The following is a 24598-nucleotide window of genomic DNA, read 5'->3' as shown; positions in this document are numbered from 1 at the left end:
AGGTGCCGCATGGACGGTGCACCCTCCGTGGTGGGGGAGGGTCGATCGCGCGCCGCGCGAGGGGGGTGGGGTGATCTCTCCACACGGCCACTGTCCGACGCAGAGAGACCGTCACCCCACCCCGTCTCACATTTCGCTACGCTCAATGTGAGCCGACCCTCCCCCTCCAGGGGAGGGTAAGCGTAGCCCCTTCACACCGCCGCCGCCCTTAAATGCTCCACCAGCATCTTGGCCGGCCTTGGCAGCGTCTTGAAGCTGCGCGCGCAGATCACGAGCTTCCGGTTGGCGAAAGCATCGCGCAGGCGGACCATGGCAATCGGCATCGTCTTGGCGCAGCGGCGGGCGGCGGCTTCGGGCACGAGCGCCACGCCGACATCGGCGGCGACCATCTGGCAGATCGCATCGAAATCGCGCAGGCGCGCGCGGAAATGTGGGCGCATGCCGAGCCGCGCCGCATGCTTCGAGATGTGCATTTGAAGCGCGGTGGCGCTGGTCAGGCCGACGAAGTCGCAGGCCCCCGCCTCCTGAAAGTCGATCTGGCGACGGCCGGCGAACGGGCCGCGGCGCGACGTCACCAGCGTCAACCGATCCTCGCTGAAGCGGAAACGCTCGATATGCTCGGGCAGCGCGTGCTCGGCGGCAAAGCCGAGATCGGCAGCGCCCGCGGTGATCGCCGCCGCGATGTCGGTGCTCTCGCGCTCCTCGATGTCGATCGCGACGTCACGATGCTCGCGCAGGAAGCCGGCCAGCGCCTTCGGCAGGTGCTCCGAGAGCCCCGAGGTGTTGGCGAGGAAATGCACGCTGGCGCGCACGCCGCTGGCGAAGCCGGCGAGATCGCCGCGCATGGCGTCGATCTGGTGGATGACGAGGCGCGCGTGATCGAGCAGGCTCTCGCCGGCCGCGGTTAACTCGACGCCGCGGCGGCCGCGCTTGAGCAGCGCGACACCAAGCGCGTCCTCGAGCCCCTTGATGCGCGCGCTGGCCGAGGCCAGCGCCAGGTGCGAGCGCTCCGCGCCGCGGGTGATGCTGCGCTGGTCGGCGACCGCGATGAAGAGCTGGAGGTCGATGAGATCGAAGCGCATGACGAGTTTCTCTCAACCTTATTGTTTGAGCATGATCTTGTCGGAAAACCGCTGCGCACTTTGCGCTAACGCGGCCCTCCGGGTCCGGATCATGCCCTAGCCTTCGTTCAAGACGAAGGCTGTCTCCGGAACCTCCAGATTGTGCCGGCGCGCGGCTTCGGTCAATGTGCAGATATGATCGACCCGCTCCTCATTGTCATCGCAGCCGTCTTCCTGGTCGCCGGATTCGTCAAGGGCGTGGTCGGGCTGGGCCTGCCGACCGTGTCCATCGGCCTGCTCGCTGTGAGCATGGCGCCCAGCCGCGCGATCGCCATCGTGATCGTGCCCGCCATCGTCACCAACATCTGGCAGACCTTCGTCGGCCCTCACTTGCGCGACATCCTGAGGCGGCTGTGGCCGCTGATGATCGGCACCGTGATCGGATGCTGGCTCAATGCCGGCGCGCTGACCGGCCCCCATGCGCGCTATGGCACGATCGTGCTCGGCGCCCTGCTCGTCATCTACGCCGTGATCGGCCTGAACAAATTCCACTTCCGCGTCGCGCCTGAGAACGAGAAATGGGTCGGCGGCGTGGTCGGTGTCGTCACCGGCGTGATCTCGGCCTCGACCGGCGTGCAGGTGATCCCGTCAATGCCCTTCATGCAGGCGATCGGCATGGAGAAGGACGAGCTGGTGCAGGCGCTCGGCGTGTTCTTCACGACGGCGACGCTGGCGCTCGCCTTCAACCTGACCGCCGGCGGATTGCTGACGCCGGCCAATGCCGTGCCCGGCGCCGTCGGCCTCACCATGGCCTTTGCCGGCATGTTCATCGGCCAGTCAGTGCGGGCGCGGATGCCGGCGGAAGCGTTTCGCCGCTGGTTCCTGATCGCGATGATTTTGCTGGGCCTCTATCTCGCCGGCAGCGCGCTGCTGAAGGAAATCGCCTGAAGGCTCAGGAAATCGATATGGGCTGTGACGCTCCGTTCACCTCTCCCGTAGGGAGAGGTCGGAGCGCATCGATAGATGCGATCCGGGTGAGGGGTTTTGGTCTCATCGAATGCTGCGCCCCCTCACCCGGATCGCTTCGCGATCCGACCTCTCCCCGCTGGGGAGAGGTGCGCGCCCCCGCGACACCTAATAGTGACTACCGCGTCTCCAGCATGGCGACGCGGATGCCGAGATAGATGAAGAGGCCGCCGAGCGCACGGTTGACCCAGGCGATCACGCCCTCGGAGCGCCGCAAGCGATGGGCGGCTCCGGCCGCGAACGCCGCCAGCACCAGACACCACAGCGTGCCCGTGCAGATGAAGATCAGGCCGAGGGTCAGGAAGGCGAGCGGCTTGTGGGCTGAATCGGCTGCGACGAATTGCGGCAGGAAGGCGAGGAAGAACAGGGCGACCTTGGGATTGAGCGCATTGGTGAAGACGCCCTGGAGGAAGACCCGCCGCAGCGAGCTCCGTACGGGTTCGTCGATGGCCGAGGCCAGCGCCGGGCGCGACCACAGCATCTGAAGTCCTGTGACGACGAGATAGGCCGCGCCGACCAGTTTCAGGATCGAAAACGCGGTCGATGAGGCCATCAGCAGGGCCGAAAGGCCGATCGCCGCTGCCGTGACGTGGAAAAAGCAGCCACAACTGATGTCGAGCGCAGCGGCGGCCCCGCCCCGCCAGCCCATCTGCATGCTGCGTCCGATCACATAGACGGTATCAGGGCCCGGCGTGATGTTGAGCAGCACGCCCGACAGGATGAAGAGCCAGATTTCGTGAATGCCCAGCATGTGAGATCCCCGCCGGCCCGCCATCGGCCTCAACGGTGGGCTTATTCGGTTCGCCCGTCCCCGTCCACCGCCGCAATTGCGTGGGATTTACCTCGAATTTGCAATGCGGATCATACTTTCGCGCCGCCTTATCTGCTCTATAAAGGCAGGGTTCTTGAAATGCGGGATTCGAGGCGACGGCCACGCCGTGGCCGGTCGCAAATCCGTTGGAGCTCCTGGGATATGGAAAGACGTCTGGCTGCCATCGTCTGCGCCGATGTCGCCGGCTATTCGCGCATGATGGGCAGCGACGAGGCCGGCACCCATGCCGCCTTCAAGGCCCATCGCAGCGCGATCCACCCCATCATCCTCAATCACGGCGGCCGCGTCGTGAAGAACACCGGCGACGGCTTCCTGCTCGAGTTTGCCTCGATCGTCGGCGCCACCGAAGCCGCGATGGCGATGCAGACGCTGATGGCGGAGCGCAACCGGCATCTGCCCGCGGACCGCGCCATGCAGTTCCGGCTCGGCATCCACATGGGCGACGTCATCGCCGACGAGGACGAAGTGTTCGGTGACGATGTCAACATCGCCGTCCGCCTGGAATCGGTGGCGAGCCCCGGCGGCTTCGCCATCTCGGCCAAGGCCTATCGCGAGGCGAGCAAGCATCTCACCGTGCCGCTCACCGATGCCGGCAACCATCGCTTCAAGAACATCAAGGATGCGGTCGGGGTCTGGACCTGGACGCCCGAGGGCGCGCCGGCACTCGCGCCCGAGCTGAGGGAGGCGTCCGCTCTCTCACAGCAGTACCGCACCGCGATCGTCGGCGTGCTGCCCTTCGCCAATCTCAGCGATGCCCAGGACGAATATTTCTCCGACGGCCTGACCGAGGATTTGATCCACGCGCTGTCGCTGCAATCCTTCTATCGCGTGCTCAGCCGCAACTCGACCTTCGCCTTCAAGGGCAGGAACATCAGCACACGGCTGATCGCGCGCGAGATCGACGCGACCTATCTGATCCAGGGCTCCGTGCGGCGCGCCGGCGCCAAGATCCGCGTCACCGCCGAGCTGATCGCGCCGGAGACCGGCGAGCAGCTCTGGACCGGCCGCTACGACCGCGACATCGGCGACCTGTTCGCGATGCAGGACGAGATCACCACCAACCTGTCCGCCGCCATCGCCACCGAGATCGTCCGGGCCGAGGCCTCGGCGCCGGCGCGGCTCTCGACCGACGTAAGCGCCTGGGACCGCTTCCTCAAGGGGCTGTCGCACTACTACCGGCAGACCAAGGAGGATTTGGCCACCGCCGTCGACCTGTTCCGCGAGGCCATCCGGCTCGATCCCAAGCTGTCGATCGCGCACGCCTATCTCGCCACGATCCAGATCCAGAGCATCCAGTTCGGCTGGGTCAAGGGCACGCGGGAGATGTGGGCCGAGGCGATGAACCTCGCCGAGACCAGCGTCAGGCTCGACCCGCGCTCCTCATTCGCGTTTTCGATCCTGTCCTGGGCCCATGCGATGGAAGGGCATTACGAGGCCGCGATGGACGCCGCCAAGCGCGCGGTCGCGCTCAACCCCTACGACAACGGCGCGCGCGGCGTGCTCGGCATCTGCCATTTCGTCATCGGCGAGCACCGCGAGGCGATCGAGCTGTTCTCGATGGCGGCGCAGCGCGACAACAGCGACCCGCGCTACCAATGGGCGGCGCTGAACGCCTTTAGTCACTACCTGTTGCGCCAATATGACGCGACCCTGTCATGGGCCCGCGAGCAGCTCTACATCAACCCGAACCACATGCAGGCGCTGGCAATCCGCGCCGCGGCGTTGGCCCAAATGGGACGGAGCGGCGAGGCGAGCGAGGCCGCCAGCGTGCTGATGGGGAATTATCCAACCCTGAATGCCGACAGGCACTTGCGCAACTTCCACTGGAAGCGGCCTGAGGACATCGCCCATTACCGCGAGGGGCTGCTGAAGGCCGGCGTGCCGCTCGGCAAGCTGACCCTGGTGCAGATTGACGTCAAACGCGCCGCCGAGTCCTGAACGGCAGATCGCGGTTCCGCCCTTCGCGGCAAGCTGCTCGCGCCCGCTGTTGTTGACACGACAGTGAAATCAGCCACACTTCATCACACGCTGAAGTAGTATAGTCTGCTGTCGATTTGTTAGGACTTTCCGCGCTTGATCGGCGCGTCTTTTTTGCGATTCGCTGTTTTCAGGATTTGGGCCATGCATGACCGCGCCTCGAAGCCGCCCTTCGACCCCTCGATTCAGGTCTCGCCGAACAATCCCTGTCCATTCCTGCGCGGCCTCGTCGGCGAAGGCTTCGTCGATGGCGGGACCGTCCCGCTCCGGACGCTGTCACAGACCATCGCGAATGCAAGCGGCGAGACGGGGGTGAAGAAGATTTCGGCCCGCATCCAGGTCCGCGGCGTCGCGCTGATTGCCAACGGCGCCTGTCACATCCTGCAAAGCATCTTTTGGGGCGCGCAGCTCAATATGTTGCGCGGCGGCCCGCTCGACAAGCTCGGTGCCGGCTCGCGCATCCTCGGCGTCGACGGTCGCGTCAACGAGGACGAGATCGCGCGGCTCGCCAGTTTCGGCGGCACCTATACCGATCCCGATGGCGCCGGCACCGAGACCGGGCTCAACGCCTCGCAAATCCAGACCTTCATGAAGGACAACCTCAAGCGCGCTGGCAATCAATCGCGCTGGTACTACCCGATCCTGATGAAGTTCGAATGGCCGATCCTGCTCAAGATCATGGGCAAGGGTCAGGGTGATGACCGCTATCTCAGCGTGGCCGAGGTGAGGACATTGTTCGACGAGCGCAAATTCCCTGACAGGATCACCCAGCGAGTTGTCAGCCAGCCCGTCACCCCGCCCTCACTGATCTCGCGCGCTGCCGGCGGACTCGTCGCCGCGCTCCTCGTCTTTGGCATCGTGGCGCTGCGTTTTCCGGATCAATTCCAGCCCATGCTGCCCGGCATTCTCGGGGACCTGGTGGCGCCGCCATTGCCCGAGCACGTCGAACCCCGGGCCGCGTACTGGCTCGAGCAGAACTGGGCGCTGGAGGACCGGCACTGGTTTCATCACGCCAGCCAGGGCACCGCGACCTTCCCGGTGCCCTATCGCTGGTTCATGGCGCTCGAGCAGCCGCGGCTTCATTTCTTCGCAAAGCCCGGCATGCTGCATGACAGCGACCATCTGCAGCGCTTCGGCTTCATCCCGAGCCCGCAGACGATCAACACCGACGACGCCACGCTGCGCCAATTCGGCTATGCCAACGTCTACGACAAGACGAAGCCGGTGCCGGCGCGGCTCTGGGATCCGCCGGTGAACTGGGGTGCCGAGGCCGAAAACGTCGACGGCCTGCCCGTCGGCTTTGCGCGCATGACCGGCGTCCCCGATCCTGCGACCGGCCAGATCGGCGAGGACCGGATCGGCCTGACCTGTGCCGCCTGCCACACCGGCCAGATCCACTACAAGGGCATCGACATCCGTTTCGACGGCGGCCCCGCGATGACCGACCTGAGGAAGCTCGAGGTCACGACGGGCCTGTCGATCGCCTACACGCTGTTCGTGCCAGGCCGCTTTACGCGCTTCGCCGACCGCGTGCTCGGCGCCTCCGCCAGCGATGCGGACCGCGATGCGCTGAAGCAGAAGCTGCGCGCGATCAGCACGTTCCTGATCGACTGGGAGAAGACCTACGCGAAAACCATCGACGGCAAGACGAGGTTCAACGAGAAGACGAAGCGGCAAGAGAAGCAGCAGGACACCGAGGAAGGATACGGCCGTCTCGACGCGCTCAACCGCATCGGCAATCAGGTGTTCGCTCAGGACATGACGCTCAGCGGCCTCAGCGGCTTCGAGAAGAATCTGCATGCCAAGGACGCGCCGGTCAGCTTCCCGCCGATCTGGACCGTGCCCTGGCTCAAATTCGCGCAATATGACGCGTCCATCGAGCAGCCGCTGATCCGTAACGCCGGCGAAGCGCTGGGCGTGACCGCGCTGCTGAATCTGTCCGACACTACTCCCAAAGACAGGCTGTTCCGCTCGTCGATGGATATCAAGAATCTGAACTGGATCGAGGATCTGCTGAAGGGGTCGCCGCCCTATCCGAAAAAGCAGCTCTCCGGACTGACATCGCCGAAATGGCCGTCGGATATCTTCGGCGATGATGCCTGGAGGATCGATGGCGACCGCGTCAAACGTGGCCGCAAGCTCTATGCGGAGATCTGCGTCGAATGCCATCTCGGGCCGGTCAACGATCCCGTGTTCGACGCCGAATTTCCGGCCCAGAGCATCTGGTCCTCCTCACGATGGGAAACCATCGGCGACGACAAATTCCTGAACGAGGTCCAGAAAAGCGCCAAAGGCATGGGGACCGACCCGGCTCAGGCCGGCGTGCTGGCGACGCGCACGGTTCAGGTCCCGGGTTTCCTACAGCTCGATCCCACTCAGAAGCTCAATGCCTGGTGGAGCTGCAATCTGCCGGATATTTCTTCGACCGACATGCCATACTCGCTCGGCCTGATGGTGCTCGTGGACATCGTCGCCCGCAAGGCGATGGACGATGCCAAGATCGAGCCGAAGGTTCAGCAAGCCTGGTGGGGTAAGCGCAAGAACTGCCCCAATCCCGGTCCGCAGCCGCCCGATAAAGAGGAGCGGGGGCCCTGGTATCGCGCGCGCCCGCTCAACGGCGTCTGGGCCACCGCGCCTTACCTGCACAACGGATCGGTGCCCTCGCTCTACTGGATGCTGAGCCCCGCGGCCGAGCGCCCGAAATCGTTCTGCATGGGTGGTGGTCGCGACTACGATCCGAAGCAGGTCGGCTTCGCGGTCGCCGACGGCGAGAGCTGCAAGACCGGGCAGTCGCGCTTCTCGACGCGGGCGTCTGACGGCACCGAGTTGTTCGGCAACAGCAATGCCGGCCACTCGTTCGACGGCACGCCGGGGCCGGGCAAGGACGGCACCATCGGCCGCGTGCTCAAGGAGCAAGAGCGTTACGATCTGATCGAGTATCTGAAGACGCTGTGAGCACCGTCATTGCGAGCGCAGCGAAGCAATCCAGACCGTCTCCGCGCAGGCAGTCTGGATTGCTTCGTCGCATCAGCGCAAAATTGCTACGCAATTTTGTCGCGAGCTCCTCGCAATGACGGAGAATGAGGACTCTTCGCGAGTCCCACTGCCACCTTCCCCGCAGCGTCACCTCTCACTTGAACAGCGGCGTGCCCGGCACGAAGGCGTCGAAGGCGGCCCAGAACTGGGAGCGGTAGCGGTCCTGCTCCTGGAGGATCTCGTGCTTCGAGCCCGCGATGACGAGATGCGAGCCGGCGCGCAAATGATAGGCGAACTCCTCGATCGCAGCGGTCGAGACCACGGTGTCGCTGGAGGCCGCCAGCATCAGGATCGGCTGGCGGATCTCTGACGGATATTTCAGGCGCTTGAAGGTTTGCATCGCGCTGAAGGCAGCGTCGGCCCAGGCCACCGTCGGTGACGCCAGCCCCAGCGTCGAATCCTCCTCCAGGATCGCGGCATTGCGCGCATAGCGCACGGGATCGCTGGTGAGGGGATTGTTGATGAAGGGATCGAGCCCGGTGATGCGGCTGCTGCCGCCGGGGACATAACGGCCGCCCTGCCCGAACAGGCGCATCGTCTTGAGCAGCGCGCGGGCCGGAAACGACGTGGTGCGGCCAGGCAGGTCGATCATCGGCGCCGACAGCACCATGCGATCGAACCAGCGCTTGCCCGCGTGCGCGACCCGCAGCAGCACCGTGCCGCCCATCGAATGGGCGAGCGCGAAGAACGGCGGCGGACAATCCGGCAGCACCACCTGCTGCACGAAGGTCTCGACGTCGATCTCGAAATCGGCGAAGTCGCGCACATAGCCCTTGCGCGGATCGCGCAGGCGGCGCGAGGAATGGCCCTGCCCGCGCCAGTCGATCATCGCCACCGCAAAGCCGCGGTCGCGCAGGTCGCGCACCGTCTCGAAATATTTCTCGATCTGCTCGCTGCGCCCGGTGAAGACGCAGACCGTGCCCTTGCGGCCCGCCGGCGGCGCCCAGCGCGCAAAGCGCAGCTCGGCGCCATCGGGGGTCTTGATGGTGCCGCTGACGACGTTTTCGGGGACGGGATTGGACGGGATCGAGACCAGCGTCATAGGCGGCAAGTACTGCAAATCAAGGGGCTAAAGCGCCGAAAAGGCGCAAATGCCGCCCTCTTGAACGCCGTCTCGTTCCACCCATATCATTTTCGTGCAGGCCGCTACCAGTGTTTCGGAACCGGAACATCAGGCTGCACACAGACGAAAGCCCGGCCCGATTGGCGGGCGGGTTACCCAAACAGTCGCTCAATGGAGGACTTGACCATGCGTAGCTATGATCTCACCCCGTTCTATCGTTCCACCGTCGGCTTCGACCGCCTCTTTAGCCTGCTCGACCAGGCCGGCTCGGACGGCAGCCCCGGTTATCCCCCCTACAACATCGAGCGCACCGGCGAGAACGCCTACCGCATCACCGTTGCGGTCTCCGGCTTCGCCAAGGACGAGCTCTCCATCGTCGCGAAGGAAAACACGCTGACGATCAAGGGCGAGAAAGTCGCCAACGAGAACTCGAAGTCCGAAGTGCTCTACCGCGGCATCGCCGCGCGCGCCTTCGAGCGTGCCTTCCAGCTTGCCGATTTCGTGCAGGTGAAGGACGCCTCGCTCGAGAACGGCCTGCTTCACGTTGACCTCGTCCGCGAGATTCCCGAGGCCAAGAAGCCGCGCCAGATCGCGATCAACACCAGCGCCCCGAAGGCGCAGGTGATCGAGAGCTCGGCGCAAGCCGCCTAACGCACCGCCACCTCCGAGTCGCGAAAACGCCCCGGTGCCCCGGGGCGTTTTTTTACGCTGACCTCTCCCCAGCGTCGTCCCGGCGAAGGCCGGGACCCATAACCACAGGGAGACGTTTGGCGAAGATTCCTCGTTCGGTACTCGCACCGAAACCATCGATAGACCTCGCGGTATGGGTCCCGGCCTTCGCCGGGACGACACCGGAAGTTGAGGGGCCTACTCCAAACCCTGCGCCGCCGGCATCTCCTGGGTCGGCAGGATCGTTGCCGCCGGTTTGGCCTGGACGGTTGAAGCAGTAGCTTCGGCGGGCTTGGCCTGGATGGCCGCGGTCTGCTGCGCCTGTGCCTGCGGCGCCTGAGCCTGCTGCGGCGCGGGTTCGGCCGGCTTCGCCGCTGCCACCGGCACAGCCCCGCGCGGCGGGGCGGCCTTGGGCAGCGGCACGGTGCGGCTTGCCACATGCGGGATTGAAGCCGGCGGGCGCGGCGGGCCGCTGCGAATCACGGTCGGCGGCGGCAGCGCGCTTTGCGGGCCGTAAGGCGCGACCGCGCGCTCGTCATCGGTGGGCGCCATGCCGTAGGCGTCAGCGGCGGGCATGAAGCGGATGATCCGGCCGTCGCGGGCGTCGATCACCAACCGGCCATCGTCGCCACGATGGTCGATCACCGCGATGGTGTAGACGCTGCCGCGCAGGCGCGGGATGCCGAGCGGTGAAAAGCCGTTTTCGCGCAGCACCGCATAGACCTCGGTCGACGGCAGCAGCCCCGGGGCCGGACCGCGCTCCTCGTAGCTGTAGCCATAGCCGTAACGCGGCGGCGGGGGCGGCGCGGCCTCCGGCGGCGCGTACGGCCCGTCGAAATCCGACACTGCGATCACGGCCCCTCTCGCGATACCGCCCGCGAGAACCTGCGCGTGCCCCGCACTTGCAGCCAGCACCAGCGCGGCGGCAGCCACACATCCTGTGAAAAACTTCATGGTCGAGACACTCCTGTCAGGCCCCCCGATGGCCGCCCTCTTTCGCTTCTCGCGGCGTGGCGCGCCTTCCGAAGGGTTGATCCGAAGCTTCATTTGGGATTTCGGCGCCTGCGGGGCCGGATCAGGGCGCGTTTGCTTCAAAACCGGGGCTGCGCAATTTTTGGAAAGCGATTGATTGACATATCGGGAATCGGGACTTCCGCGCGCTTGTGTGCTAGACAAAAATTTGGCAAGGTGATGGTTAGGACAGGAAAGCTGTCTCAATTTTGCTTGCGGTTCCGGCATAGGGATTGCAGCGAGAACTGGTGCTCTCGAGCGCCGGGAAGGTACCAGGCCAAGCCGTTCTCGGGGACGAAGAACGCCTAGGCCTGAATTTAAGAAAATGCGGCTCGCAGCGGACGAGCGGTGACCCAGAGGCGGGTGCCGCGGAACGCCCAAGGTGCGCCGAAGATGGCGGTGAGGCAGCTTGCCGCATGGAGAGGACAGGACAATGAACGGGTCGCAATTCGAGCGCGCAAACATCGTGGCAGAACAGCTGTCGGCGACGGTCGCCTCGAAAACGACCGATCCGATTCAGGAGCACAATTCGCGCCCCAAAGCCGAAGGCCTTTACGATCCCGCCCTCGAGAAGGATTCCTGCGGCGTCGGCTTCATCGCCAACATCAAAGGCAAGAAGTCGCGCGAGATCGTCTCGGACGCGCTCAGCATCCTCTGCAATCTCGAGCATCGCGGCGCGGTCGGCGCCGACCCGCGCGCCGGTGACGGTGCCGGCATTTTGGTGCAGATCCCGCACGCCTTCTTCAGCCGCAAGGCCGGGGAGCTCGGCTTCAAGCTGCCGGCGCCCGGCGAATACGCCGTCGGCGCGCTGTTCATGCCGCGCGACACCGCCTGGCGCAACGTCATCAAGAGCATCATCGCCGACCAGATCAAGGAAGAGGGCCTGACCCTGCTGGGCTGGCGCGACGTGCCGACCGACAACTCCTCTCTCGGCGTCACCGTGAAGCCGACCGAGCCCGCCTGCATGCAGGTGTTCATCGGCCGCAACGGCACCGCCAAGACCGAGGACGAGTTCGAGCGCCGGCTCTACATCCTGCGCAAGTCGATCTCGCAGGCGATTTACCTGCGCCGCGACCGCGGCCTTGCGGGCTACTATCCGTGCTCGATGTCGTGCCGCACCGTGATCTACAAGGGCATGTTCCTGGCCGACCAGCTCGGCAAGTACTATCCGGATTTGCACGAAAAGGACTTTGAGAGCGCGCTCGCACTCGTTCACCAGCGCTTCTCGACCAATACCTTCCCGGCCTGGTCGCTGGCGCATCCCTACCGCATGATCGCGCATAACGGCGAGATCAACACGCTGCGCGGCAACACCAACTGGATGGCGGCGCGCCAGGCTTCGGTGAGCTCCGTGCTCTACGGCAAGGACATCAACCGGCTCTGGCCGATCTCCTACGAGGGACAGTCGGACACCGCCTGCTTCGACAATGCGCTCGAATTCCTGGTGCAGGGCGGCTACTCGCTACCGCACGCCGTCATGATGATGATTCCGGAGGCGTGGGCCGGCAATCCCTTGATGGATGAGAAGCGCCGCGCCTTCTACGAATATCACGCCGCGCTGATGGAGCCGTGGGACGGCCCCGCGGCGATCGCCTTCACCGACGGCCGCCAGATCGGCGCCACGCTCGACCGCAACGGCCTGCGGCCCGCGCGCTATCTCGTCACCAAGGACGACCGCATCGTGATGGCGTCCGAGATGGGCGTGCTGACGATCCCCGAGGACCAGATCATCACCAAGTGGCGCTTGCAGCCCGGCAAGATGCTGCTGGTCGATCTCGAGCAGGGCCGCCTGATTCCGGACGACGAGATCAAGGCCGAACTCGCCAAGAGCCATCCCTACAAGGAGTGGCTGGAGCGGACCCAGATCGTGCTGGAAGAGCTGCCGAAGGTGCCGATCACCGGCGTGCGCTCCAACCTGTCCCTGCTCGATCGCCAGCAGGCGTTCGGCTACAGCCAGGAAGACATCACCATCCTGATGACGCCGATGGCGGCCACGGGCGAGGAAGCCGCGGGCTCGATGGGCAACGACACGCCGATCTCGGCGCTGTCGCACAAGGCCAAGCCGCTGTTCACCTACTTCAAGCAGAACTTCGCGCAGGTCACCAACCCGCCGATCGATCCGATCCGCGAGGAGCTGGTGATGAGCCTGGTCTCCATCATCGGGCCGCGACCGAACCTGTTCGATCTGCAAGGAATGGCCACGACCAAGCGCCTCGAAGTGCGCCAGCCGATCCTGACGGATGCGGATCTGGAAAAGATCCGCTCGATCTCGGAGGTGGCCGACACGCACTTTAAGTCGCGCACGCTCGACACCACCTTCCACGCCGGTCTCGGCGCGGCCGGCATGGACCAGGTGCTCGACGAACTCTGCGCGCGCGCCGAAAGCGCGGTGCGCGAGGGCGTCAACATCATCATCCTGTCCGACCGCATGGTCGGCACCGACCGGGTGCCGATCCCGTCGCTGCTGGCCTGCGCCGCCGTGCATCATCACCTGATCCGCACCGGCCTGCGCACCTCGGTCGGCCTCGTCGTCGAATCCGGCGAGCCGCGCGAAGTGCATCACTTCGCCTGCCTTGCCGGCTACGGTGCTGAAGCGATCAATCCCTACCTCGCGTTCGAGACCATCATCGCGATGAAGGACCGGCTGCCCGGCTCGCTCGACGATTACGAGATCGTCAAGCGCTACATCAAGTCGATCGGCAAGGGCCTGCTCAAGGTGATGTCCAAGATGGGCATCTCGACCTACCAATCCTATTGCGGCGCGCAGATCTTTGACGCGGTCGGCCTCAAGGCGGATTTCGTCGCAAAGTTCTTCGCCGGCACGCACACCCGCGTCGAGGGCGTCGGTCTTGCCGAGATCGCGGAAGAGGCGGTGCGCCGTCATGCCGACGCATTCGGCGAGGCTCAGGTCTACAAGAGCGCGCTCGACGTCGGCGGCGAATATGCCTATCGCAGCCGCGGCGAGGACCATGCCTGGACCGCCGAGTCGGTGTCGCTGCTCCAGCACGCCGCGCGCGGCAATTCGCAGGAGCGCTACCGCGCCTTCGCAAAAATCCTCAACGAGCAGTCGGAGCGCCTGTTGACGCTGCGCGGCCTGTTCCGGATCAAGAACGCGGAGGAGGAGAAGCGCAAGCCGATCCCGCTCGACCAGGTCGAGCCGGCCAAGGAGATCGTCAAGCGCTTCGCCACGGGCGCGATGAGCTTCGGCTCGATCTCGCGCGAGGCGCACACCACGCTCGCGATCGCCATGAACCGGATCGGCGGCAAGTCCAACACCGGCGAAGGCGGCGAGGAAGCCGACCGCTTCAAGCCGATGCCGAACGGCGATTCCATGCGCTCGGCGATCAAGCAGGTCGCCTCGGGCCGCTTCGGCGTCACCACGGAGTATCTCGTCAACTCCGACATGATGCAGATCAAGATGGCGCAGGGCGCCAAGCCCGGCGAAGGCGGCCAGCTGCCCGGCCACAAGGTCGACGCCACCATCGCAAAGGTCCGGCACTCGACGCCGGGCGTCGGCCTGATCTCGCCGCCGCCGCACCACGACATCTACTCGATCGAGGATCTGGCGCAGCTCATCTACGACCTCAAGAACGTCAACCCGACGGGCGACGTCTCGGTCAAGCTCGTCTCCGAGATCGGCGTCGGCACCGTGGCTGCGGGCGTCGCCAAGGCGCGCGCCGACCACGTCACCATCGCGGGCTTCGAGGGCGGCACCGGCGCTTCGCCGCTGACCTCGATCAAGCATGCCGGCTCACCCTGGGAGATCGGCCTCGCCGAGACTCACCAGACCTTGGTGCGCGAGCGGCTGCGCAGCCGCATCGTGGTCCAGGTCGACGGCGGCTTCCGCACCGGCCGTGACGTCGTGATCGGCGCGCTGCTGGGTGCCGACGAGTTCGGCTTCGCCACTGCGCCCTTGATCGCGGCCGGCTGCATCATGATGCGCAAATGTCATCTCAACACCTGCCCGGTCGGCGTCGCGACGCAGGATCCGGTGCTGCGCAAGCGCTTCACCGGCCAGCCCGAGCACGTGATCAACTACTTCTTCTTCGTCGCGGAGGAAGTCCGCGAGATCATGGCTTCGCTCGGCTTCCGCACCTTCAACGAGATGGTCGGCCAGGTGCAGCTGCTCGACCAGACCAGGCTGGTCGCGCATTGGAAGGCCAAGGGCCTCGACTTCTCAAAGCTGTTCGTCAAGCAGAAGGAAGAGAAGGGCCAGAAGATCTATCACTCCGAGCGTCAGAACCATCATCTGGAGGCGGTACTCGACCGCACGCTGATCGATAAGGCGACGCCTGCGCTCGACCGCGGCGCGCCGGTCAAAATCGAAGCTGCGATCAACAGCACCAACCGTTCCGCCGGCGCCATGCTGTCGGGTGCGGTCGCCAAGATCTACGGCCATGCCGGTCTGCCGCACGACACCATCCATGTCAGCCTCAAGGGCACCGCCGGCCAGGCGTTCGGCGCCTGGCTCGCCCACGGCGTCACCTTCGAGCTCGAGGGTGAAGGCAACGACTATGTCGGCAAGGGCCTTTCGGGCGGCAAGATCATCGTCAAGCCACCGAAGAACTCTGCGATCGTGCCGGAAGAGAGCATCATCGTCGGCAACACCGTGATGTACGGCGCGATCGCGGGCGAGTGCTACTTCCGCGGCATCGCCGGCGAGCGCTTTGCCGTGCGCAATTCGGGTGCGGTGGCGGTGGTCGAGGGCGCGGGCGATCATTGCTGCGAATATATGACCGGCGGCATCGTGGTCGTGCTCGGCAAGACCGGGCGCAACTTCGCGGCCGGCATGTCCGGCGGCATCGCCTATGTGCTGGACGAGGCCGGCGATTTCGACCGGCTGTGCAACCTGTCGATGGTCGAGCTCGAGCCGGTGCTGTCGGAAGAGATGATCGCCCAGAGCGCCTACAACCAGTTCGGTGACCTCGAGGCGCACGGCCGGGTCGACGTGTTCAAGAACCTGCTCGCCTCCGACGTCGAGCGGCTGCACGTGCTGATCTCGCGCCATGCCAAGGCGACCGGCTCCAAGCGCGCCGCCGACATCCTGGCCAATTGGAAGGACTGGCTGCCCAAATTCCGCAAGGTGATGCCGGTCGAGTACCGGCGCGCGCTGCGCGAAATGGCCGCCAACGCGGACGCCGAGCCGAAGATCGCGATCGGGGCGTAAGGCATCACACCCCGTCATTGCGAGCGAAGCGAAGCAATCCAGACTTTCTTCCTTGATGCAGACTGGATTGCTTCGTCGCTTCGCTCCTCGCAATGACGGTTGAGGAAACAACAGACGAATTAGCCGGCAGGGACTACGGGTTTAATGGGCAAGATCACGGGTTTTCTCGAAATCGAACGGCATGACCGCAAGTACACCCCGGTCGCCGAGCGCGTGAAGCATTACAACGAGTTCGTCGTTCCCCTTTCCGAGAGGGAGGTGCGCGACCAGGCCGCGCGCTGCATGAACTGCGGCATTCCTTATTGCCACGGCACCGGCTCGGTCGCGCCGGGCACGCCGGGCTGCCCGGTCAACAACCAGATCCCCGACTGGAACGATCTCGTCTATCAGGACAACTGGCAAGAAGCCTCGCGCAACCTGCACTCGACCAACAATTTCCCGGAGTTCACTGGACGCATCTGCCCGGCGCCGTGCGAAGCGTCCTGCACGCTCAACATCGACGACAACCCCGTTACCATCAAGACGATCGAATGCGCGATCGTCGACCGCGCCTGGGACAATGGCTGGCTGAAGCCAGAAGTGGCGACTGAGAAGACCGGCAAGAAGGTCGCGGTGATCGGCTCGGGTCCCGCCGGCATGGCCTGCGCGCAGCAGCTCGCGCGCGCCGGCCACGACGTGCATCTGTTCGAGAAGTACGCCAAGGCCGGTGGCCTGCTGCGCTACGGCATCCCCGACTTCAAGATGGAGAAGGGCATCATCGACCGCCGCGTCAAGCAGATGGAAGCCGAGGGCGTCACCTTCCACTACAACAGCCATGTCGGCGCTGATGGCAATGTCGATCCGCGCGAGATGCTGAACGAGTACGACGCGGTGGCGCTGACCGGCGGCGCGGAAGCTCCGCGCGACCTGCCGATCCCCGGCCGCGATCTCCAAGGCATTCACTACGCCATGGATTTCCTGCCGCAGCAGAACCGCCGCGTCTCCGAAGAGCCGCTCGGCGGCGTGCAGGAGATCTTGGCCGGCGGCAAGCATGTCGTCGTCATCGGCGGCGGCGACACCGGATCCGACTGCATCGGCACCTCGCTGCGCCAGGGCGCGCTGTCGGTGACCCAGCTCGAGATCATGCCCGCTCCCCCTGAGCGCGAGAACAAGGGCCTGACCTGGCCGAACTGGCCGCTCAAGATGCGGACGTCCTCCAGCCAGGCCGAAGGCGCGATCCGCGAATACGCCGTGCTGACGCAGAAATTTTCCGGCGAGAACGGCAAGGTCAAGAAGCTGCACTGCGTGCGCGTCGACGACAAGTTCAAGCCGATTGCCGGCACCGAGTTCGAGCTCGGCGCCGAGCTCGTCCTGCTCGCGATGGGCTTCGTCCATCCCGTGCACGAGGGCCTCTTGAAGATGCTCGCGGTCGACCTCGACCCGCGCGGCAACGTCAAGGCCAACACGCTGGATTACCAGACCTCGCGCCCGAACGTGTTCACTGCCGGCGACATGCGCCGCGGCCAGTCTCTGGTGGTCTGGGCCATCCGCGAGGGGCGGCTCTGCGCCCGGTCGATCGATACGTTCCTGATGGGGAAAACGGATCTGCCGCGCTGAGTTTTGCTCCGCTGTCAGATTAACAAACGCTGTCATCGCCCGCCTTGTGCGCAATTGCGCACTGGAGCGGGCGATCCAGTATCCCAGAGGCCCGCGTTGGAGAGAAGCACTCACCACATCCGCCGCGGCGTACTGGATGCCCCGGTCAAGCCGGGGCATGACCGCGGAGTGGGTGGCGAGAGCGGCGCGACAACGGCGCCAATGCGTCAGGCATGACTCGCCGCCGCCTAATTCTGCAACCTCACCCCCAGCATCACCACCGTCCCCGACGAGCTCGCCCCCGCGACGTTCGAATCCAGGATGTCGTGGCGCAGCGTGCCCTTGATCCAGATGTTGCGGTTGAGCTTGTAGATCAGATTGCTCTCGAGCGAGTAGGTCTTGTCGTTGCGATTCTGGTTCTGATAGTCGAGCGTGCCGTAGGTGAACTTGCCGACGGCGGTGAGCCAGCGGCGGAAGTCGTGGTCGACTTCGGCCGAATAGGTGCGCACCAGGACGCCGGAAGAACCGGGAATGGTGGTCTCGGCGATCTGCGTGTCGGTGAAGAACTTCACCGTGGTGAGGCCGCTCGCATTCCAGATCAGCGAGCCCGTGGTGAGGAAGCCAGAGAGCTGGCTGAGACGCGGGTCGACATAGTTGCGTGCGGAATAGCCGACCGAGATTTCGCCGGTGAGGATGCGCGAGAACTCGAAGGACGAGCCGACCTTGGCATAGCCGCCGTTTGAATCGCGGAAGTAGCCGTTGCGGTCGGCGGCCTGGTCGTGCACGCGGGTGTCGCCCTGGATTTCCACGAACGGCTTGAGGCCCGGCTTCAGGTCGTAGGAGAACCGCCCCACGCCGCCATACTGATTGAAGTCGCGATCGGTATTGGCAGAGGTCGAGCCGTCGGTGAGCTTTGAATCGGTGTAGGCGGTGCGATCGACGGTGGCGCCAGCCGCGACCTGGAAGCGATTGAAAGTCTGGTCGAAGCCGACGGTGGCGCCGTAGGCGGCGTAGACAGGGTATTTCTGCAGGCCGGCCTGCACGTTCGGGCTGCCGGGATTGTCGGTGGCGAGCCGCAGGCGGAGTTGCGAGGTCAGCTTGAAATCGCGGGTGACGTCGACGCGGCCGTCGACATGGCCGGTGAAATCGGGGCGGTCGACCTCGACCGGCGACGGCGAAGGGAAGCCGTTGATCGTCGCCGGCATGTTGTTGGTGTAGCCCGAGAACGAGCCGCGCAGATCAGCAACCAGCGCGTGGCGCTCCCAGTCGGACACCACAAGGAGATCGGGCGCGACCACATAGGCTGGCGAGCCGACCGGCTTGTTGAGGCGCGCGGGGTTGGTGTCGTAGCCGGTAGACAATTCTAGCCCGCCCTTGATCAGGAAGCTGCCGGCATAGTCGCCGACCGCGCCGAACGGATCCTCATCCAGCTTGAGACGACGGCGCAGCGGCTGGCCGGGCACGTTGCCCGCCATCGCCGGCGGCACCGGCGTCCTGTGCGCGGTCTCGGACGGCGGCGGCGCGATGCGTGGCGGGGCGAGCGTTCGCTCCGGCGTTGCCGGCGCTACCTTTGAGCCGGGACCGACCGGGCGCTTCGGCTTGGGCTGTCCGGGATAGAGCTTCGGTTGCTGCCGTTTGCGGTTGAGCGAGTCGTAGCCGGAGCCGCTCGCGCCGTTGGCGGCGGGCAGGCCGTAGGTCGGGACCGGATTGCTCGAGCCTTGGCCGGCGCGCGGAGCTGCCGGCGGCTGCTGGCGCCTGCGCGGATCGTTGGGATCGGGCAGCGTCGGCAGCGCATCCGACGGCGCCTGCGGCACGCCGGCGGTGCGGCGCGTCGGCAGCGTCTCGGGCGAGGCGAAGCCGCCGCGGTTGGGATTGAACAGGTCAGGCGTGAGGCTCTGGGCGCCCGCCGGCGCGCTCTCGAAGGCCGTCAGCATGAGGCACGGCAAAGCGGCGCGCAGGAAATGCGCGCGTTTGCTCCGGCCGATGCCTGGAGACGACCCCACGATGGAAGAACTCCAACGAAATCAAACACTTTCACGACGGCCTCCCATCGGTTGGCGGGAACCATCGTTAATGGAGTTAAAACAATTATGGTTAATGACCCGTTGAGGGGTTCGGGGCCGCGTCGCCTCCAAGGCCGCGGCGTGCTAAGCAGGCGCCAACGGGCGAACGCCCCTCCTCCCTGGACCTGAACATGCCGAGTTCGAAACCGCTGATGACCGCATCATCCGGCTCCATCCCTGATAGCGTCGAATCCGCGCTCCGGACGCTGGAGACCGAGAGCGACGGCATCAACGCGCTTGCCGCCGCCCTGCGCGGCCCGCTGGGTGCGGCATTTGCGAGAGCGGTCGACCTGATTCGCAACGCCAAGGGCCGCGTCATCGTCACCGGGCTCGGCAAGTCAGGCCATATGGGCCGCAAGATCGCGGCGACGCTGGCCTCGACCGGCACGCCCGCCTTCTTCGTGCACACGGCCGAAGCCGGCCATGGCGATCTCGGCATGATCACGCCCGACGACGTCATCATGGCGCTGTCCTGGTCCGGCGAGCAGCCGGAGATGAAGAACCTCGTGAACTATTCGGCGCGGTTCGCGATTCCCATGATCGCGGTGACCTCGAACGCGGCGTCCTCGCTGGGACAAGCCGCCGATCTCGTGATCGAGCTGCCGAAGGCGCGCGAGGCCTGCCCGCACAATCTGGCGCCCACCACCTCGACGCTGATGCAGGCCGCGATCGGCGACGCCATCGCGATCGCGCTGCTCGAAGGCCGCGGCTTCACTGCGCTGGAGTTCGCGCATTTCCACCCAGGCGGCAAGCTGGGGGCTATGCTGAAATTCGTCCGCGACTACATGCGCACCGGCACGGAAATTCCGGTCAAGCCGCTCGGCACCAAGATGTCGGACGCCGTGGTCGAGATGTCGGCCAAGGGACTGGGCTGCGTCTGCATCGTCAACGATGCAGGCGCCATCGCAGGCATCATCACCGACGGCGACCTGCGCCGCCACATGCGCCCCGACCTGCTGACCGCGACGGTCGACGAGATCATGACGAGGGAGCCGAAGACGGTGCCGCCCTCGATGCTCGCGACCGAGATGATCGAGGTGCTGAACACGCGCAAGATCACCACGCTGGTCGTGACCGAGGCCGACAAGGTGGTGGGTATCGTGCATCTGCACGATCTGTTGCGGGCGGGCGTGGCGTAGGGCGCACACTCTCTCCACTCGTCATTGCGAGCGCAGCGAAGCAATCCAGGATCTCTCCGCGGAAAGATTCTGGATTGCTTCGTCGCAAGAGCTCCTCGCAATGACGGCGGTTAGAGCGGTGCCGGAAACCGCGCCGCATGCTCCTCCAACGGCAGCCTTAAACCGTTCGCCAGATACGACACCGTGCGGTAGAAGCCGCACAACAGCATGATCTCCAGGATCTGCGCCTCGTCGTAATGCGCCGACAGCGCGGCAAACTCGGCCTCATCCAACGTCGCACGGTGATGCAGCGCGTCGACGGCGGCGATCAGCGCCTGCTCGGCCACCGACCAGCACGGCGACGTCGCATCGCCCAGCACGGTCGCGCGTAATTCATCCTCGGTGAGCTTTGCCGGCCCCGCAAAGATCGCGACATGCACGCCCCATTCGTACTCGCATTGGTTCAGCGCGCAGGTACGGTCGATGACGATCTCGCGTTGGCGCAGCGCGAGCGGGCCGGGATCGAGCAGGCCGCCGGCGCGAAACTTGTCCCAGGCGCGGCCGTGGCCTGCCATCACCCGGAACAGCAGCAGCGGCGGGGCGCCGCGCATGATGCGGTCGAACTGCGCCTGGATCTCCGGGGGATAAGGCGGATCAAGCGGCGCGATACGCGGCATCGGCTGGGACATGGGCCGTCTCCTTTGCTACAATTATCGTAGCAACACGCTACATTATCTGTAGCATGACGCAAGAGGCGACGATGTCGAAGCAGGCCACTACCAGATCGCGCAGCGTGCGCGGCTCGTGCACCGGGCGGCCGATCATGGCGCTGCTCGACCTCCTGGGGCGGCGCTGGAGCCTGCGGATTCTGTGGGAGTTGCGCGGCGAGCCCCTCACCTCGCGCGGCTTGCGCTCCGCCTGCGACGAAGCTTCGCCGACGGTGCTGCAGGCGCGGCTGAGCGAGCTGCGCGAGGCGGGATTCGTGGAGCTGGGCGAGGCCGGAGGCTATGGGCTGACGCCGCTGGGGCGAGAATTGTGCGAGACGTTCATGCCGCTGCACAAGTTTGCGGAGAGGTGGGGGAGGTAGAGCTTCTCGCTTACCCTCCCCTGGAGGGGGAGGGTCGGCTCACATGAAGCGCAGCGAAATGTGAGACGGGGTGGGGTGACGGTCTCTCCACAGAAGCGGTGCCCGAGTAGAGAGATCACCCCACCCCGCTCGCGCTACGCGCGATCGACCCTCCCCCTCCAGGGTAGGGTAAGAACGCTATGCCGCTGCCACCGTCAAATTCGCGCCGTCCACCTGCACCACCTTCACCCTTGTCCCCGCCGGTGTATCCGGCCCGGCAACACGCCAGACCGTGTCACCGATACGCACGGTGCCCGAGCCGTCGATGATCGGCTTCTCCAGCGTGAACTCGCGCCCTAACAGCGCCTCGGTGCGCTTGTTCAGGAACGGGCTCGTGCTTGCGTCCGGCTTCGGCCGGGCGAGGCGGCGCCACACCGGCACGGCGGCGGCAGCGAAGACCGCGAACATCACGAGCTGGATCTGCCAGGACACGGCGACAGTGAACGAGATCAGCCCGACCAGCAGCGCGGCGAGCCCGAGCCAGAACAGAAACACGCCGGGCGCCAGTACCTCCAGCGCCATCAGGATGAAGCCGAAGATCAGCCAGTTCCAGCTGCCGAGCGATGCGAACATGTCGGTCATGACACGACCTCTCTATAATATTGGCGCATGCCCTTGTCGGAAAACCGGTGTCCACTTTTCCGGGGCATGCGCTTTACCCCTGCCGCGGCGGCACCGCCGGCGGCGTGCCGCCGGTCGGCGGCACTGAGCCGGGACGGCGAGCGGCCGCGGCCGCGGACGCCGCGCTCTCGCCGAATGTCGCCTTGGCGATCTCGCCGATGCCGGCGAGCGAGCCGAGCATGCTGGTGGCTTCCATCGGCAGCATGATGATCTTCTGGTTCGGCGCCTCCGCGAACTGGCCGAATGCCTTGATATATTTGTCGGCGATGAAGTAGTTCAACGCGGCAACGTCGCCCTTGGAGATGGCTTCCGACACGGCCTGCGTCGCCTTGGCCTCGGCCTCGGCCAGACGCTCACGCGCCTCGGCATCGCGGAAGGCGGCCTCGCGGCGGCCCTCGGCTTGCAGGATCTGGCCCTGCTTGGCACCCTCGGCGCGCAGGATTTCCGATTGGCGCTGGCCTTCGGCGGCGAGGATGTCGGCGCGCTTGACGCGCTCGGCCTTCATCTGCCGGCCCATGGCTTCGACGAGGTCAGCCGGCGGCACGATGTCCTTGATCTCGATACGGTTGACCTTGACGCCCCAGGGCGAGACCGCGGCGTCGACGACGCGGAGCAGGCGTTCGTTGATCTCGTCGCGATGCGAGAGCACCTGGTCGAGGTCCATCGAGCCCATCACCGAGCGAATGTTGGTCATGGTCAGCACCGTGATCGCCTGGTTGAGGTTGGCGACTTCGTAGCTCGCCTTGGCGGCATCGAACACCTGGTAGAAGGCGACGCCGTCCACCGTCACCGTGGCGTTGTCCTTGGTGATCACCTCCTGCTCGGGAATGTCGATCACCTGCTCCATCATGTTGATCTTGCGCCCGACGCGGTCGAAATAGGGCACGATCAGATTGAGCCCGGGGCTCAAGGTCTGGGTGTATTTGCCGAACCGTTCGATGGTCCAGTCATAGCCCTGCGGCACCGTCTTCACGCCGGCCACCAGCGTGACGATGACGAGCAAAACCAGAACAATCGCGAAAATGTCGAAACCGCTCATATGTCCTCCAAGGCAGGAAAAAGCCCTTTCCCGCGCTGTCATTGGTCGGGATCAAGACCCTAGCGGTTCAGCGGTCGCAAGTAACGTCGGCATCAGCGCGATTCTGCACAAGACGCGCGAAGAGGGAATGCTCACGATATGTATTTGCGGAAGGCTCTTGAAAGCGAGCGGAGCAGACCTACCGACAAATATTACCACATCCGGCCATGCCGTCCGCCGCCGGCTTCATTCGATGACGTCGTCCGCGATTGCGAGCAGGCCTGCGGGAAGTGCGACGCCAAGCGCTTTGGCCGTCTTCAGATTGATCGTCAGCTCGAACTTGGTGGGATTCTGGACCGGCAGATCGGCCGCCGGCGCTCCCTTGAGGATACGATCGATGTAGGAAGCCGCGCGGCGCAGCTGCTCGGCGCTGTCGGTGCTGTAGGACATCAGCCCGCCCTCCTCGACGAAGGTGCGGCTCCAGAACACCGCGGGCACGCGCGCCTCCGCGATCGCCGCAAGCAGATCTGCGCGGTTGGCCATGGTGAAGAAGTCCGGCAGGACCAAGAGGCCGCCGTCCTTCCGCGAGGCCAATGCAGCGATCGAGCCGGCGTCGTTCACCGGCGTGGGCTCGATGGTCACATGGAGCGTCCGCGCCGCCTCTTCGATGGTGTGCAGCATCAGGGGCGCGAACGGCGCGGTGGCGGGGTTGTAGACGACGAAGACGCGGCCGACGGGCGGCGTGACCTGCGTCAGCATCTCCAGCCATTTGCCGGCAAGCGGGCCGTCGTAGTCGGTGAAGCCGGTGACGTTGCCGCCGGGATGGGCGAGGTTTTTGACAAAACCCTGGCTGACGGGATCGGTGACGACGGCGAACACGATCGGGATCGTCGCGGTGCGCTGGCGCAGCTCCTCCACCGAGGGCGTGCCGACCGCGAGCAGGATGTCGGGCTTGAGTGCGACCAGTTCGTCCGCAAGGCGCGCGATCCGCGCCCGGTCGCCGCCGCCGCTGCGCCAGTCGATCCGCAAGTTGTCGCGCTCCTTCCAGCCATGACCGGCGAGCGCCTCGACCAGGATGGTGCTTCGGGCCTGCCCGATCGCATCCTCAGCGGCCGTGACCGAGAGCACGCCGAGCCGGCGCGTCGCATCCGGCTGCTGCGCCTGCACTGAGGCCGGCAGCGCCGCAATCATCCCAAGAAGCGCCAGACATTCGCGGCGATTCATGGGGCACATCA

General features: G+C 65.4%; 17 protein-coding genes. 8 read left to right on the top strand and 9 right to left on the bottom strand.

What is annotated here, in order from left to right:
* Positions 1 to 191: 191 nt before the first annotated feature.
* Positions 192 to 1082, bottom strand: a complete 891-nt coding sequence (locus AAE027_RS29050) for a LysR substrate-binding domain-containing protein (RefSeq protein WP_370986444.1) — start codon at positions 1080 to 1082, stop codon at positions 192 to 194.
* A gap of 174 nt (positions 1083 to 1256) precedes the next feature.
* On the opposite strand from AAE027_RS29050, the gene AAE027_RS29045 reads away from it, so the two are divergent.
* On the top strand, positions 1257 to 2009 hold the full coding sequence (locus AAE027_RS29045; RefSeq protein WP_370986445.1) for a sulfite exporter TauE/SafE family protein: 753 nt from the start codon (positions 1257 to 1259) through the stop codon (positions 2007 to 2009).
* A 196-nt stretch (positions 2010 to 2205) separates the two neighbouring features.
* Here AAE027_RS29045 and AAE027_RS29040 read toward each other — a convergent pair whose 3' ends face one another.
* Positions 2206 to 2838 carry a LysE family translocator gene (locus AAE027_RS29040; protein WP_370986446.1) on the bottom strand — a complete coding sequence of 211 codons (633 nt, stop codon included), beginning with the start codon at positions 2836 to 2838 and terminating at the stop codon, positions 2206 to 2208.
* Between the two features lie 222 nt (positions 2839 to 3060).
* On the opposite strand from AAE027_RS29040, the gene AAE027_RS29035 reads away from it, so the two are divergent.
* Together AAE027_RS29035 and AAE027_RS29030 are read left to right on the top strand one after the other, a co-directional pair.
* A complete protein-coding gene (locus AAE027_RS29035) occupies positions 3061 to 4857 on the top strand; it encodes an adenylate/guanylate cyclase domain-containing protein (protein WP_370986447.1) in 1797 nt (598 codons plus the stop codon).
* A gap of 183 nt (positions 4858 to 5040) precedes the next feature.
* Positions 5041 to 7851 carry a di-heme-cytochrome C peroxidase gene (locus tag AAE027_RS29030; RefSeq protein ID WP_370986448.1) on the top strand — a complete coding sequence of 937 codons (2811 nt, stop codon included), beginning with the start codon at positions 5041 to 5043 and terminating at the stop codon, positions 7849 to 7851.
* 175 nt (positions 7852 to 8026) lie between these two features.
* On the opposite strand, the gene AAE027_RS29025 is transcribed toward AAE027_RS29030, so the two are convergent.
* Entirely contained in the window at positions 8027 to 8974 is a 948-nt protein-coding gene (locus AAE027_RS29025) for an alpha/beta fold hydrolase (protein WP_370986518.1), read from the bottom strand.
* Positions 8975 to 9181: 207 nt separating this feature from the next.
* Here AAE027_RS29025 and AAE027_RS29020 point away from each other — a divergent pair, with 207 nt between their 5' ends.
* Entirely contained in the window at positions 9182 to 9646 is a 465-nt protein-coding gene (locus tag AAE027_RS29020) for an Hsp20 family protein (RefSeq protein ID WP_165405838.1), read from the top strand.
* Between the two features lie 216 nt (positions 9647 to 9862).
* Here the strand turns inward: AAE027_RS29020 and AAE027_RS29015 are convergent, their stop codons facing one another.
* A complete protein-coding gene (locus AAE027_RS29015) occupies positions 9863 to 10618 on the bottom strand; it encodes a hypothetical protein (RefSeq protein ID WP_370986449.1) in 756 nt (251 codons plus the stop codon).
* A 490-nt stretch (positions 10619 to 11108) separates the two neighbouring features.
* On the opposite strand from AAE027_RS29015, the gene gltB reads away from it, so the two are divergent.
* Positions 11109 to 15842, top strand: a complete 4734-nt coding sequence (gene gltB, locus AAE027_RS29010) for a glutamate synthase large subunit (RefSeq protein ID WP_370986450.1) — start codon at positions 11109 to 11111, stop codon at positions 15840 to 15842.
* Between the two features lie 144 nt (positions 15843 to 15986).
* A complete protein-coding gene (locus AAE027_RS29005; protein WP_370986451.1) occupies positions 15987 to 17438 on the top strand; it encodes a glutamate synthase subunit beta in 1452 nt (483 codons plus the stop codon).
* A gap of 227 nt (positions 17439 to 17665) precedes the next feature.
* On the opposite strand, the gene AAE027_RS29000 is transcribed toward AAE027_RS29005, so the two are convergent.
* Positions 17666 to 19420, bottom strand: a complete 1755-nt coding sequence (locus AAE027_RS29000; protein ID WP_370986452.1) for an outer membrane beta-barrel protein — start codon at positions 19418 to 19420, stop codon at positions 17666 to 17668.
* A 191-nt stretch (positions 19421 to 19611) separates the two neighbouring features.
* Between AAE027_RS29000 and AAE027_RS28995 the strand changes: the two genes are divergently transcribed.
* On the top strand, positions 19612 to 20619 hold the full coding sequence (locus tag AAE027_RS28995) for a KpsF/GutQ family sugar-phosphate isomerase (protein WP_370986453.1): 1008 nt from the start codon (positions 19612 to 19614) through the stop codon (positions 20617 to 20619).
* Positions 20620 to 20729: 110 nt separating this feature from the next.
* On the opposite strand, the gene AAE027_RS28990 is transcribed toward AAE027_RS28995, so the two are convergent.
* Complete coding sequence (locus tag AAE027_RS28990; protein WP_370986454.1) at positions 20730 to 21287, bottom strand: carboxymuconolactone decarboxylase family protein; 558 nt, start codon at positions 21285 to 21287, stop codon at positions 20730 to 20732.
* 71 nt (positions 21288 to 21358) lie between these two features.
* Between AAE027_RS28990 and AAE027_RS28985 the strand changes: the two genes are divergently transcribed.
* Complete coding sequence (locus AAE027_RS28985) at positions 21359 to 21685, top strand: winged helix-turn-helix transcriptional regulator (protein ID WP_370986455.1); 327 nt, start codon at positions 21359 to 21361, stop codon at positions 21683 to 21685.
* 177 nt (positions 21686 to 21862) lie between these two features.
* Here the strand turns inward: AAE027_RS28985 and AAE027_RS28980 are convergent, their stop codons facing one another.
* The 3 genes from AAE027_RS28980 to AAE027_RS28970 all read right to left on the bottom strand — a co-directional run bounded on the left by AAE027_RS28980 (position 21863) and on the right by AAE027_RS28970 (position 24587).
* On the bottom strand, positions 21863 to 22306 hold the full coding sequence (locus tag AAE027_RS28980; protein WP_370986456.1) for an NfeD family protein: 444 nt from the start codon (positions 22304 to 22306) through the stop codon (positions 21863 to 21865).
* A gap of 73 nt (positions 22307 to 22379) precedes the next feature.
* Entirely contained in the window at positions 22380 to 23384 is a 1005-nt protein-coding gene (locus AAE027_RS28975) for an SPFH domain-containing protein (protein ID WP_370986457.1), read from the bottom strand.
* Between the two features lie 225 nt (positions 23385 to 23609).
* Positions 23610 to 24587 (bottom strand): ABC transporter substrate-binding protein, encoded by a 978-nt coding sequence (locus tag AAE027_RS28970; RefSeq protein ID WP_370986458.1) that lies wholly within the window; start codon positions 24585 to 24587, stop codon positions 23610 to 23612.
* Positions 24588 to 24598: the final 11 nt, after the last annotated feature.

Origin of the sequence: Bradyrhizobium sp. DN3 (genome assembly GCF_041357655.1) — a bacterium.
Lineage (GTDB): Bacteria > Pseudomonadota > Alphaproteobacteria > Rhizobiales > Xanthobacteraceae > Bradyrhizobium.
Note: the sequence above shows the minus strand (reverse complement) of the source record. Positions and strands in the feature narration are given on the sequence as shown.